The sequence below is a fragment of the Roseiarcus sp. genome (assembly GCF_052145395.1).
GTDB lineage: Bacteria > Pseudomonadota > Alphaproteobacteria > Rhizobiales > Beijerinckiaceae > Roseiarcus.
Map to the genome: position 1 here is coordinate 1 of NZ_JBKQOT010000843.1, position 13,106 is coordinate 13,106.

Here is a 13,106-nt window from a genome sequence, read left to right on the forward strand (position 1 = left end):
CCGTTCGGACCCTTTGGACGCACGGCGTTACCTGCCGAACAGGCCGTGCGCCTCGTCGCGCAAGCCTCGATCTTTTGGGCCGCCGTCTGAAACAGCCGCGCAAAAATGGGCAAAGTCGAGCTAAGCCTTGAACGCCTTCTCCTTTGCCCGCCTGATCGCGCTCCTGCGCAAGGAATCGATCCAGATTCTCCGCGACACGATGACGCTGCGCATCATCATCATGATCCCGATCATGCAGCTCTTTCTGTTTGGCTACGCGATCAATTCCGACCCGAAGCACCTTCCGGCCGGGCTCTTGTCGATCGAGGATTCCAAATACACGCGCACCATCGCCGCGGCGCTGACAAATTCCGGCTACTACGACATCCGCGTCCTTCGCAGCGAGGCGGAGGCCGAGGCGGGTCTCGCGCGCGGCGAGCTGATATTCGTCATCCAGATGCCGCCGGACTTCGACCGCGCCGTCGATCGCGGCGAGTCTCCGGGCGTCTTGATCGACGCCGACGCGACCGACCCGACTGCGATCGGCAACGCGGTCGCGGCGCTCGGGCAGGCAGTCGCGTCGCTGAACCGCGACCTGCCGCCGATCCGCCAGATCCAGCCGCAGACGCCGCCGTTCCAGTTCGTCGTCCACGCCCGCTACAACCCGGAGCAGCTCACCGTCCTGAACGTCGTGCCGGGCCTTGTCTGCATCGTTCTGATGTTCTCGACCCTGTTCGTCACCACCATGGCGATCACCAAGGAGCGCGAGCGCGGCACGATGGAGAACCTGCTCGCCATGCCGGTGAGGCCGATCGAGGTGATGATCGCCAAGATCGCGCCCTATGTCGTGATCGGCTACATCCAGGTGATCCTGATCCTGGTGGCGGCGTCGATCTTCTTCGGCCTCCCGATCCGCGGCTCGGTGCCGCTGCTGCTCGGCGCCCTCGGCGTCTTCATCGCCAGCAACCTGGCGCTCGGCGTCACCTTTTCGACCATCTCGGCCAATCAGATGCAGGCGGTCCAGCTCGCCCAGTTCACCCTGATGCCGTCCTTCATGCTGTCGGGCTTCATGTTCCCGTTTCGCGGCATGCCGCTCTGGGCGCAGTGGCTCGGCAACGTCTTCCCCACCACCCACGCGATGCGGATCGTGCGCGGCATGCTGCTCAAGGGCGTCGGCTGGCCCGAGATCGTCCCGGAGCTGTGGCCGATGGCCCTGTTCGCCGTCGTGACGATCGCCTTCGCCACGCTCGTCTATCGCGAGACGCTGGATTGAGGCGAATGCCGACGCGGCTGCTGAGTGGCGGCGGGGCCTACTCGCCCCAGGTCAGATAGAGACCGATGTCGCCGATGATGCCGTCGTCGTAGGAGACGATGCGCGCGCTGAGCCCAAAACCCTGCGGCTTCATCTCTTTGCGCCAGAGGTCGTCAATTTCGGCTGCTTCGCCGCGCAGCGTCTCTTCCCAGCCCTCCTCGGCGACGTCGATCTTGCGGCCGCCGTCGCTGCAGAGGTCCGAGGGAAAGCGCAGCAGCAAGAGCTCCGTCTCGCCGGCGTGCGCGGCGACCTCGGCGTGCGCAATCATCTCCGGCCAGAGCTGTTCGTTGAGGTGCTGGTTAATCAAGGCCTTGACCTGTCGGCGCCGGTCGAGTTCGGCTTGTTTCCGCTCGTGCTCCTTGTGGTCGAAGTTTTCGGCCTTGAACGAGCGCACGCTGGCGCGAAGGGCCTCGGCGGAAATTTTCGGCTGCTGCTCGGCTGGCGCAGCGCGCGCCGGCGCGGCGCGCGCCAGCGTCGCGTTTGCGGGCGCGACTGGCGGCCGTTCGACCCCGCCGCGCAGAGACGCGCCGCCGATCAGGGATTCGAAGAAGCTCAGGAGGCCCGCGCCACGCTCCTCCTCGAGATGCAGGCGCGGGATGCCTTCGACGACCACGATGAGGTTCGCGCGGCTGACAATGCCGAGCACGCGTCCGTCCTCAGTCACCGGAAGTCGCTTGACGCGATGGGCCAGAAGCGCCTCGGCGATCTCCTGCGCGGTCGCGTGGGGACCGATGCTGATGAGCGGCGCGGACATGACCTCGCGCACGGGCCGGCCCCCATGCTTAGCGAACGTCTCATCGGCGCCCGACCCCTCCGCGAGCATGCTCAGCCACCAGGCACGGCGGCCGTCGTCCAGCCGGCGGCCCAGCAAATCGCCGTCGCTCGCGATGCCGATCGCCTCGCCCGAAGCGGCGAGGATGGGAACCGCGCCGACCCCCTCCGAGAGCATGAGACGCGCCACCTCGCGGATGGCCATTGTCTCCTCGGCGACAACGGCTGGAGCGTTCATCAAGTCGACGGCAAGCAGGCGCGGGGCGCCCTGGGATTGTGCGCGCGTCATTTCGGTTTTCCCTTGGCTTCAACGAATCTACGACTTGCGGACGGCGACGGATGAACGCGGTCTCGCCGCACTTTTGCTTTCGAAACCGCGCATCCCATAGAAATCCGCGACTGCACAGCATTTGCATTGATCCAAGTCAATCGCATGAACCGACGCGTCGCCTTTCAAAGATCAGAATCTCCGCAGCGTATTTCATGAGGATTGGAATTTTTTCGGAGCCCACGGCAAACGGAGCGCGCAACCGCGCGAGCGACCCAAGAAGGGCTCCGAGTTTGATTTTGGACCCCTACCCTTTTCGCCAGCACTATGCGGTATCGCCTGCTTTGAATTGTCCGCGCGATCCCTCTCCCCTGTCCCGCCCCACAAGTTAGTGGCGGTCCAAGCAGCAGCCCTTCCGCCGCGCGCGTTTGACGACGATCAAACGCCGTCGCCGGACTTTCGGTAGACTGTTGCAAAATTCAGCCAATCGGGCCCGTGGATACCAGGACCCGAGAGGGGTGGAGGATGAGCGAAAATTCCTTTGACGCGGTCGTCATCGGCTCCGGCCTCGGCGGCCTCACCGCAGCAGCCCTGCTCGCCAAGAGCGGGCGCAAGGTCTGCGTCATCGAGCGCAACCACAGCGTCGGCGGAGCGGCCTCCGCCTTCAAGAAGGGCGCGCTGACCATCGAGCCGGCGCTGCACCAGACGGCCGATCCACGCGACCCGACCGACATCAAGCACAAGATCCTGACGGAGCTCGGCATTCTCGACGAAATGGAATGGATTCCGGTGCGGCCCTTCTATTCGGTGAAGGGCGGTCCGGTCGGCGAGATCTTCGACATGCCGGTCGGATTCGACGCCGCGCACCACGCGCTGAGCCAGCGGTTCCCGAAGAGCCGCGAAGGTTCGGCTCGGTTTTTCGGCGCATTGGAGCAGGTCCACGACGTCGTGACGCGCCTCCGGGAGGCGGGCGATGAGCGGTCGCTCGGCAAGCTCGTGCGCGCGGGGATGGCGCTGAGGCCGCTCGCGCGCGACTGGCGGGCCTCGACTGCCGACATGCTGGAGCGGTTTTTCGGCGATGAAGAGAGCGCCAAATGCGCGGTCGGCGCGACGATTGGCTATTACGCCGACGACGCCCGGCGCCTGGCGTGGCCGTTCTTCGCGGTGGCCCAGGCCGGATACTTCAAGTCGGGCGGCGTGTTCATCAAGGGCGGCTCGCGCGTGCTGTCGATGAAACTCGCCAAGGTCGTGATGAAAGCCGGCGGCTCGGTCCTGCTCGGCCGCGACGCGAGCGGAGTCGACCTCGACGCCTCGGGCCATCCGGCGGCCGTGCGTCATGTCGATTCGAAGACGAAGGGCGACGAGCAAAGCGTTGCTGCAAAGCAGGTGTTCGCCAATTGCGCGCCGCAGGCGCTTGCGCGGATGCTCCCCGACGCCGAGCGGGCGAAGTTCGAAGAGGCCTACGGCGCAAAGCCGCTGTCGATCTCGCTGTTCTCGGCTCATTTCGGGCTGAGCCGCCCGCCCGCGGAGCTCGGCTTCGACCGCTACAGCCTCTGGTTTCTGCCGGAATGGGCGACGAAGCAGAGCGACCTCGCCGACAGCGCGCGCCTCTTCTCCGCAGACCCCGGAAACCGCATGCCCTCCTACGGGATCGCCAATTACGGCGCGATCGACAGCGGGCTCTCGGACGGCGGCCCGACGCTGGTGACGGTCGTCGGCGTCGATCGCTTCGACAACTGGTCGGCGCTTTCGCCGCAGGAGGAGAAGGACCGGCGCGAACGCTGGCTCGACGCGTTCCAGGCCGCGCTCGATCGAGACTATCCGGGATTTAGCGCGGCGGTGGTCGAACGCATGTTCCTCAACGCGCGGTCGATGGCGAACTTCATGAACACGCCCGGCGGCGCGGTCTACGGCTTCGCGCCGCTGCCATTCGAGCGCGGCATCTGGGCAGGCATTCCGCGCTCGCCGCGGACGCCGCTGCCCAGCGTCTATCTTGCCTCGTCGTTCGGCCAGTCGGGCGGCTTCGCCGGCGCGATGAAATCTGGCGAGGACGCGGCGCGCGTGGCGATGCACGAGCGCGCCCACTGACCCAAGGGTCAGCCGGGCTCCCCGTCTTCGCCGACCGCGCGCCCGTTCATCCACACGCCGGCGACATCGAGCGCGTCGGTGAAATGCACGAGGTTCGCCTCAAAACCCGGCGCGAGGCGGCCGATGCGGCTGTCGACGCCGAGGAGCCGCGCCGGCGTCAGGGTCGCCATCGTGAGCGCTGAGGCGAGCGGCAGGCCGAGCGTCGTTGCGGCGTATCGCACGGCGTCGACCAGCGTGATCGCCGCGCCGGCGAGCGTGCCATTCTCGTCGACGAGCTTTTGCCCGACCCGCTTCATGGTGCGACCCTGCAGCGTGAACGTGTCGGGGCCGCCCGCGGCCGGCGGCATGGCGTCTGAGATCAGCGCGATTCCGGCCGCCCCCTTGGCGGCGATGGCCGCCCGGCAGGCGGCGGGATGGACATGCTCGCCGTCCGCGATCAGGCCACAGACGACGCGCGGATCGGAAAGGACAGCGCCGACGACTCCAGGCGCCCGAGAGTTCAGCGGGCTCATGGCGTTGAAGAGATGGGTCGCCGCCCGCGCGCCCGCGTCGAATATGGCCTCAGCCTCTTCGGCCGTAGCGTCCGAGTGGCCGAGGCTGACGATGATTCCGCACTCCGCGAGTCGCCGGACGAGCGCGAGCGCAACGGACGCAGGCGCGAGGGTGACGACCATCGCGCCTGCGCGCGGTTCGGTGAGCGCCGCGGCGTCCTCGTCGCGCATCGGGCGGATCCACTGCGGCGGGTGCACGCCCTTGCGGCGCGGGTCGATGAACGGGCCCTCGACATGGATCCCGAGCGCGCCCGGCACGCGGGCCTGAGCCTCGCGCGCCGCGGCGAGAGCCGCCGCAAGCACTTCCGGCGCGTCGGTGACGACGGTCGGCAAAAAGCCGGTGACGCCCTCGCGCCGATGTGCGCGGGCGATGCGCGCGATTCCCTCGACGGTCGGTTCGGCGTTGAACAGGACGCCGCCGCCGCCGTTGATCTGCCAGTCGATCAGGCCCGGCGCGAGAATCCCGCCGCCGCAGTCGACCTGCTCTCCACCGCGCGGTCGCTCCTCGACGTCGACGAGGCGGCGAATGGAGTCGTCTTCGACGACAAGCGCATGATCGTCGAAAAACCTTTCGCCGTCGAACAGGCGGGCGCCGAAGAACACCTTCATTTCTGGGCTTCCTTCTCAATTCTCCACGCGGCCGCCCGCCATCAAGATGGCCCCATCTGTGGCGTCATGCACGGCACGCGTCAGCAGAGCGGCAAGGTCGGGGTCCAGATAGGGCCGCAACGCCTCTCCGACGCCCCCGACCAGTGCGACGCGCTCGGCGCCGAGCGCCAAGGCGCGGCGCGCCAGCGCGCCGATCGCCCGCGCCGCCGAATCGACGATCGTAAGCGCGACCGCGTCGCCTTCGGCCGCGCCTGCGAACACCCGCGGAGCGTAGGCGCCGAAGTCGCCCGGCCTCGCCGACCGGGCCCAGCGGATCAGCGCGACGACGTCGTTGTCGAATTCGGCGAGGATGTCCCTGGTGAGCGCGCTTTCCGCCGCGAGGCCATCAGAGGCTCGCGTTGCTGCGCGCAAGGCGTCGAGCCCGACATGCGCGCCCGAGCCGTCGTCTCCAAGGGTAAAACCGCGCCCCCCGACGATCGTCTCGCGGCCCTCGACGCGGGCGATCGCCGCGGAACCGGTCCCCGCGATCACCAGCCCACCGTCCGCCCCCGCATGCGCGCCGATGCAAGCCGTAACCGCATCGTTGGCGGCTGAGACCCGCGCAAAGCCGGGAAAGGCCGCGACGACGCGCTCGACGTCTGCGGCGTCGCTGACGCCGGCAAGGCCGAAGCCGACCGCGACTCGACTATGGCCGGCGGGCGTGACGCCAGCCTTGTCCAGCGCGTCGCCGACCACCGCGCGCATGACTGCGACCGCCGTCGCGAAATCGACGTGGACATTGGCGGCCGCGCCGATCGCCTCGGCGGCCGCGCGGCCATGCGCTTCGCGGACGCGCGCGCGGCACCGCGTTGCGCCGCCGTCGACGCCGACGAACCAGAGCGGCGGCTCCGTCACGAGCCTCCTCCGCGCCCGTCTTCTGCGAAAAAGACCGAAGCCAGCATCGGTGGTTTCTCTTTGATGCTTGATCCGTATGACGAAAATCTCCATCCGACATTTTGTCGGCGATGGCCAGTCCGTTCGTCGCCTGGCCCCCGCGCGAGCGAGGGGCAGCCTCAGGCGATGTCGCGGACTTTCCCTCGACTCGGCGGCGGCCTAGTTTCGCCTATTGATTCGTCGCCGCGCCTGGGCGCGGCTCTCAGGAAAAGCGAGCCGAGCGGCATGAAGCGCCCGGTGGTCCATGTGGTCGGAGCGGGAGCGTCGGGTCTTTCAGCGGCGCACGCGCTGCTCAAGACCGGCGCCTGCGACGTCGTCCTGCACGAGGCGCAGCCTCATGCGGGCGGACGGCGGCGTTCGTTCACCGATGAAGCCCTCGCCTGCGACTTCGACACCGGCGTCTTTCCCGTGTTGTCGTGCTGGAGAGCGACATTGGCGCTGATCGATGCGGCCGGCGCGCGCGGCGAATGGCGGACAGAGGGGCGCCCGGGCGTCGCCTTCGCCGATTTCGCGACCGGAGAGCGCTGGCGGATCACGCCGAACGCCGGAAGATGGCCCTGGTGGCTCCTTGACGCCCGGCGACGCGGCCCAAATCTGCGTTTCTCCGACTACTGGAGCGCCCGGCGCCTCCTTTCTGCGGCTCCCGAGACGACGGTCGCGAGCCTCGCGCCGAAAGGCGCGGCGATGGAGCGGCTGTGGCGTCCGCTGACCCTCGCCGTGCTCAACTGTCCGCCGGAAACGGCCTCGGCGCGGCTTCTCGGCGCCGTGTTGCGCGAAATTGTCGATTCCGGCGGCGCCGGCCTGAAGATTCTGTGGCCGAGCCGGGGGTTCGGGCGGGCTTTCGTCGAACCGCTTCAGCGCGGGCTCGAACGGGATGGGGCGACGCTTCGGTTCGGGCGACGGCTGACCGGCCTCGGCCTCGAGTCCGATCGGATCGCGCGCCTCGAATTCGAGCACGACCGCATCGATCTCAATCCGCGCGACGCGGCGATTTTGGCGACGCCGTGGGCGGCAACGGCGGCGCTCGCGCCAGGAACCACGGCGCCGACAGGCGCATCGGCCGCGCTGACCCTCCATTTCGCCGCTGCGCCGCCGTCCGCCGTCCCCGCCGTCCTCGGCGCGATCAACGGGCCGTTCGACTGGCTGTTCGCCCATCCCGACCGGATTTCCGTCGCGCTCAAGAACGCTGGCGCGCGCCTCGACGTCCCGCGGGAAACGCTTGCCGCGGAGTGCTGGCGCGCGGTCGCCGCCCTGACGGGCCTCTCCGACGCGCTGCCGGCATGGCGGATCGCGCCGTCGCGGCGGGCGTCCGCACTGGCGACGCCGCAGGAGACCGGCCGCCGACCGTTCTGCCGCACGACCTGGCGCAATCTGTTCCTGGCGGGAGGGCACGTCGGCCGCGACCTGCCCGACGGACTCGAAAACGCCGTCCGGTCGGGGGGAGAGGCGGCGCGGGCGTGGCTTATCGAAAGCGAATAAAAAACCAATCCTGTCATCATGTTGTCATCTGTCGCGCCAACGTGGCGGAGGGCAATCGGGAAAAGAACTTTTAAAATCGATTGTGCACTGCAACATATCTGGTATACTGTACACTCAAATATGGTTTGGAGGGGCCCGTGAGAGCCACCACCTGGAAGACTAAATGGGGGATGCGCCGAGTGCGCCGGGACACCCCCACCATTGAAGAAGCTCTGATCGCCGCCGAGAGCCTGGCTGACGATCCGGCGCAGCGCGCCCAGATCGCGGCCTCGCTGATGGGCGTGCCGGTGGAGGAAGTGCAGGCGCTCGCGGCCAAGCAGGCTGCGAAAACCCGGGGTCGCTCGAGCCTCGTCGCAGGACGCACGCGCGCCGTGGTCGTGGAGTACAAGCGCCCGCGCACGACGCGCCCGTCGATCAATCTGACGCGCAAGCGCTGAACCGCCAACGCAGCGGTCGCGGGCCGCGGCGACGCCGAACGCGGCGCGCCGGCGGCGCTCAGAGATTGGCGAGGCTGGCCGCCGAGGGCCGCGTCGTGCGATACTGGCTCCGCGCGGCGACGTCGGTCGCAATGACCGCAACCGCGATCAGGGTCATGACCGTCATGTCGTCGAAGTCGACGTTTGTGAAAGCGAGCGCCCCGATTGCGGTGAAGCCCGCGGCCAGGAACGGCGCAAGACGCGGCGGCGCCTTGACGATATCGTGAAAGCCGAACCAGACGCCGACCGCGGCGATGACGGCGCCGATGATCCCGAGTTCATACCATACCGTGAAGGCGAGCGCGCGCGGCGTGTGGAGCGGCAGGATCATGTCGCGCACGCCCCGGGCCACGGTCGCAAAGCCGTGCCCCATGAGCAGCCTGAGCTTGTCGTGGGTGAAGATATCGGCCGCGACCGACAGCGACGCGTAAGGCTGCGGAAGGGTGGCCAGCTTGACGTGGAAAATCCAGGCCGCGATCGTCGGGGCGAAGGCGGGGATCAGCGGCGACAGCAGCACAAGCGCCGCCGCGCCCCAGGCGAGTTCACGCGCCGTGCGGGTCAAGTCCGAGATCGAGAACGACAACGCCAGATAGCCCGCGAACAGCGCGACGGTCAGCGGCCGGTAGCCCGTGACATAGGCGAAGGCCAGCGCAAGGATCAAAAGCAGTCTGGCGTAACCGTTGCGCCCGCGGGCGGTGAGCCCCCCCAGCGCCGGAAACAGCAGCACCGCCAACGCGATTGCGCCGGCTGCGACGCCTCCGTCGTCCGGGATGTGGCCGACGACGACGGCAAGGGCCTTGGCGGCCGTGGCGATCATGCCGAGGACGACGCCGATCGGAAACAGGTAGAGGTCGGTCGCGCGCGCGTTCTCGCGCGGCGCGGCGACCGCCAGCAGCGTCGCCAGGATCAGCAAGGTGAGCTTCAACGCGTGCTGCAGCGCCGATACAGGATAGGGCGTCCACAGGACCGACAGGGTCGCCCAGCACAGGCCGGCGATGAGAGCCAAAAACGTCGGGGACGTGAAAGCGCGAAGTCCGCGGCCGACCAGCCCGGGCTTCCCCTGGAGCACTGCGGCCATCACGATCATGGCGACACCGATCGGGAAGACGATGAACAGGGCGAGGGGATCGACGACGACGCCGATCGGCGCGCCGCTCGCCAGCGCGGCATAGCCGACACGCGAAAAAAACCGCGACGCGTCGGCCGCGTCGTCGCGGCCGGATCGCGCGAAACGTGTCTCCTCTGCCCTGTGGGCCATAACCCGCCGTCCCTGCGCGACGCCGCCTCGAAAACCTCTGTTAAAAGGTTATACGACGGGGCTGCCTGAACAACTGTGTGAAGGGCGCCACACCTGAGAAGCAATTGAAGGATCGGGCTTTGGCGGCCCGACGGCCAATGGCGATTGACCCTGCGCCCGCCGCTGTGCCACTGGGAGCGCAAGTGACCGAGAGGCCGCAGGAGACAGCGACGACGTGACAGAGGCTTCCATCGTCGCCGAAGCGCGGCTCCGGACACGCCCTCAAGCGGGGCGGCTTATTGCCGCAGCCGCCGGCGGTTCGCTCCTTCTCCTGGCGCTCCAGGTGTTCGGCGCCTCGCGGCTGGAGCTCACTTTCGACGAAGCCTATTACACGCTTTGGTCTCGCAGTCTCGCGCCCGGCTATCTCGACCATCCGCCGATGGTGGCCCTGTTCATTCGGGCTTCGACGGCTGTGTTCGGCGGCTCGGAACTCGGCGTCCGCGCCCTGTCGCTCGCGTGTGTCGGCGCGCTGCCGGCCCTGGTCGCGCTCATCGCCAGGCGGCTCTTTCAATCGGCCGAGACCGCGGCGCTCGCGGTTCTGATCTGGATCGCGGCGCCGCTCGTCATCGCGGGCGCCGTCTTCGTGACCCCTGACGCGCCGCTCGTCGTGTTCTGGACGCTCGGCCTGGCCGCCCTGGTCGAACTCTGGCGGACCGCCAAAGCGCGCTGGCTGATCGCCATGGGCGTCGCGCTCGGCCTTATGCTTCTGTCGAAGTTCACCGCAGCCTTTTTCGCCGCCGGTGTGGGACTCGCCTTCGTGACGACGCCGTCGCTGCAGCGCTGGCTGCGCTCCCCTGCGCCGTGGGCGGCGCTCGCGCTGGCGGCGGCGATCTTTTCGCCCTTCGTCGCGTGGAACGCCGAGCACGGCTGGGCGACCTTCATGAAGCAGGGCGGCCGCACGGCGGGGAACGGCTTCGCGCCCTTTGACCTCGTCGAATTCATCGTCGCGCAGATCCTGCTGATGAACCCGCTGGCGTTCGCGCCCTTCGCGGCTGCGGTCGCGGGCGTGTCGTGGCGAAAGCCAGTTGCGCCGGGCTCCGCTGAAGAAGCCCGACGCCTGCTCGTCAGCACGATCGCGCCCGCCGCGATCTATTTCCTCATTCATGCGTTGCACGACCGCGTGCAGGGCAACTGGCTGGCGCCCCTTTTTCCGGCTTCCGCCGTGCTCGCCGCCGACTGGGTCGCCCGGGCGCTCCAGTCCCATGGCTTTCCGCGCGTCGTCGCCAGGGCCGCGCTGTGGGCGCCGCCCCTCGCCCTCGTCATCATGCTCCTCGGATTCGTCCAGGCGACGACGGGCTTTTTGCCCCTGGGCGCGGCGGACCCGACCGCGAGGCTCGAAGGGTTTCGCGACCTCGCCCGCGAGGTCGACGCGCGCGCGAAGGCCGAGGGCGCGCCCTATCTGCTGACCCAGGGCTATGCGCTGGCTTCGCTGATGAACGTCTACGGCGACCCGTCGATAACCGTCGTCCAGCCGGAGCAGCGCATCCGCTGGATTTTCTCAGCCTCGCCGCCCGAGTCGCTCTTCCAGGCGCCCGGCCTCGCCATCGCCGAGGCGGGGCGGCGGTTCGACCTTGTGCTGAAGATGCGGTTCCGAGAGGTCGAGCCCGCCGGGACGGTCGAACGGCGGCGCGCTGGCCGCCCTGTCGAAACCTACGAACTTTACCGTGTCGCCGCCCCTTACGCGCCGGTGCTCGACCCGCCCTGCCCGAGCGCCGAGGTCGATCTCGAGCGGAAATGCCGGCCGTGACGGGCGAGGGGTTCGACCCCGGCGCGCGCCAGCGGGCCGCCGCCGAGGCGCGCGCGACCTTCGCCCGGACAGGGGGTCGTACCGAGCCGCAAAACCTGTTCGAAACCGGCGGCCTGCGCTGGCGTTTCCCCCGCTCGACAAGCCCGTGCGAGGCGGTGCTCGTCAACACCGGCGGCGGCGTGGCCGGAGGCGACTCCTACCGAATCGCGCTGACGCTCGGGGAGGGCGCGGCGGTCGAGGCGACGACCACGGCGGCGGAGAAGGTCTACCGCAGCGACGGGCCGCCCGCCCGGATCGCAACGACGCTCAGGATCGAAGGCGGCGCCCGCCTTTTCTGGCTGCCGCAGGAGACGATTCTGTTCGACGGGGCGCGCCTCGCCCGGGCGCTGACCATCGACATCGCGGCGGACGCCGAACTCATTGCGGTCGAGACGCTCGTCTTCGGGCGCTTGGCGATGGGCGAGGCGCGGATCGACGCGACGTTGAGCGATTCCTGGCGCCTCCGTCGCGCCGGCCGGCTTGTCTTCGCCGATGCGACCCGGCTCGACGATGCCGGCGCGAGCCTCGACCGGCCAGCCTGCGGCGCCGGCTCGCGCGCTGTGGCCGTCATGGTCGCCGCGGCGCCCGACGTCGAGGGCCGCTTGACGGACGTCCGGGCCGCGCTCGAAGGGCGGAGCGGCGATGTCGAGGCCGGCGCCAGCGCCTTCGACGGACTCCTCGTCGTCCGTCTGATCTCGGCGTCCCCGAGCCGGTTGCGCGAAGCTGTGATCCCGGTCATTCTGGCGCTGAGCGGACGCAAACCGCCCCGCCTTTGGCGGTAGGCGCGTGTTGCGCCCCTGGACGGCTGGGCGCTTCATTGACTGGTTTTGTCCGGAGGAGCGCCGCGCCGCGTCTTGAGAGACGACGCGGGCGAGGGAGAAAGAGCCCATGATTCTGACGCCTCGGGAAAAGGACAAACTGTTGATCGCCATGGCCGCCATGGTCGCGCGGCGTCGGCTCGAACGGGGCGTCAAGCTGAACCACCCGGAGGCGGTGGCCCTGATTACCGATTTCGTCGTCGAGGGCGCCCGCGACGGCCGCTCGGTCGCCGAACTGATGGACGCCGGCGCCCATGTGCTGACCGCCGATCAGGTGATGGAAGGCGTCGCCTCGATGATCCACGACGTCCAGATTGAGGCGACGTTCCCCGACGGCACGAAGCTTGTCACGGTGCACCACCCGATCCGCGGCGCGGACGAAACCCATGCTCCCGGGGAAGTGCTCGCCGAGCCCGGCGAGATCGTCATGAACGAGGGCCGCGAGACGACGACGGTCGAGGTCTCCAACACCGGAGACCGGCCGATCCAGGTCGGCTCGCACTACCACTTCTTCGAAGCCAACCCCGCGCTCAAGTTCGACCGGACGAAGGCGAAGGGATTCCGGCTCGACATCCCCGCCGGCACGGCGGTCCGCTTCGAGCCCGGGCAGAGCCGCACGGTCCGCCTTGTCGCGCTTGCGGGAAAACGCGAGGTCTACGGCTTCCGCCAGGAGGTGATGGGGAAGGTGTGAACGGAAGGAGCGGCCGATTGCATTATAGCGGGAATCCTCGGACATCCG

11 protein-coding genes are annotated in these 13,106 nt (G+C 68.6%); 7 read left to right on the plus strand and 4 right to left on the minus strand.

The window, feature by feature from the left end; genetic code table 11:
* Window positions 1-127: 127 nt before the first annotated feature.
* Window positions 128-1,252, plus strand: coding sequence for an ABC transporter permease (locus tag ACLP25_RS29340; RefSeq protein WP_442472621.1), 1,125 nt, complete (start codon window positions 128-130; stop codon window positions 1,250-1,252).
* 37 nt (window positions 1,253-1,289) lie between these two features.
* Here the strand turns inward: ACLP25_RS29340 and ACLP25_RS29345 are convergent, their stop codons facing one another.
* Window positions 1,290-2,351, minus strand: a complete 1,062-nt coding sequence (locus ACLP25_RS29345) for a CBS domain-containing protein (protein WP_442472622.1) — start codon at window positions 2,349-2,351, stop codon at window positions 1,290-1,292.
* A gap of 504 nt (window positions 2,352-2,855) precedes the next feature.
* On the opposite strand from ACLP25_RS29345, the gene ACLP25_RS29350 reads away from it, so the two are divergent.
* Window positions 2,856-4,418, plus strand: a complete 1,563-nt coding sequence (locus ACLP25_RS29350) for a phytoene desaturase family protein (RefSeq protein WP_442472623.1) — start codon at window positions 2,856-2,858, stop codon at window positions 4,416-4,418.
* A gap of 8 nt (window positions 4,419-4,426) precedes the next feature.
* On the opposite strand, the gene nagA is transcribed toward ACLP25_RS29350, so the two are convergent.
* A complete protein-coding gene (nagA, locus tag ACLP25_RS29355) occupies window positions 4,427-5,578 on the minus strand; it encodes an N-acetylglucosamine-6-phosphate deacetylase (RefSeq protein WP_442472624.1) in 1,152 nt (383 codons plus the stop codon).
* Window positions 5,579-5,593: 15 nt separating this feature from the next.
* Window positions 5,594-6,472 carry a BadF/BadG/BcrA/BcrD ATPase family protein gene (locus ACLP25_RS29360; RefSeq protein WP_442472625.1) on the minus strand — a complete coding sequence of 293 codons (879 nt, stop codon included), beginning with the start codon at window positions 6,470-6,472 and terminating at the stop codon, window positions 5,594-5,596.
* A 264-nt stretch (window positions 6,473-6,736) separates the two neighbouring features.
* On the opposite strand from ACLP25_RS29360, the gene ACLP25_RS29365 reads away from it, so the two are divergent.
* The gene (locus ACLP25_RS29365) at window positions 6,737-7,990 is read left to right on the plus strand and encodes a hydroxysqualene dehydroxylase (protein ID WP_442472626.1); all 1,254 of its coding nucleotides are present in this window, start codon (window positions 6,737-6,739) and stop codon (window positions 7,988-7,990) included.
* A 170-nt stretch (window positions 7,991-8,160) separates the two neighbouring features.
* Window positions 8,161-8,427 carry a hypothetical protein gene (locus ACLP25_RS29370; RefSeq protein ID WP_442472631.1) on the plus strand — a complete coding sequence of 89 codons (267 nt, stop codon included), beginning with the start codon at window positions 8,161-8,163 and terminating at the stop codon, window positions 8,425-8,427.
* Window positions 8,428-8,485: 58 nt separating this feature from the next.
* Here ACLP25_RS29370 and ACLP25_RS29375 read toward each other — a convergent pair whose 3' ends face one another.
* On the minus strand, window positions 8,486-9,724 hold the full coding sequence (locus ACLP25_RS29375; protein WP_442472627.1) for a hypothetical protein: 1,239 nt from the start codon (window positions 9,722-9,724) through the stop codon (window positions 8,486-8,488).
* A gap of 214 nt (window positions 9,725-9,938) precedes the next feature.
* Between ACLP25_RS29375 and ACLP25_RS29380 the strand changes: the two genes are divergently transcribed.
* The 3 genes from ACLP25_RS29380 (at window position 9,939) to ACLP25_RS29390 (ending at window position 13,058) form a co-directional block, all read left to right on the plus strand.
* Window positions 9,939-11,510, plus strand: coding sequence for a glycosyltransferase family 39 protein (locus tag ACLP25_RS29380; RefSeq protein WP_442472628.1), 1,572 nt, complete (start codon window positions 9,939-9,941; stop codon window positions 11,508-11,510).
* Window positions 11,498-12,331: an urease accessory protein UreD gene (locus tag ACLP25_RS29385; RefSeq protein WP_442472629.1), complete on the plus strand. Its 834-nt coding sequence runs from the start codon at window positions 11,498-11,500 to the stop codon at window positions 12,329-12,331. Before ACLP25_RS29380 ends, ACLP25_RS29385 begins: the two co-directional genes overlap by 13 nt.
* A 106-nt stretch (window positions 12,332-12,437) precedes the next feature.
* A complete protein-coding gene (locus tag ACLP25_RS29390; protein ID WP_442472630.1) occupies window positions 12,438-13,058 on the plus strand; it encodes an urease subunit gamma in 621 nt (206 codons plus the stop codon).
* Window positions 13,059-13,106 lie beyond the last annotated feature (48 nt).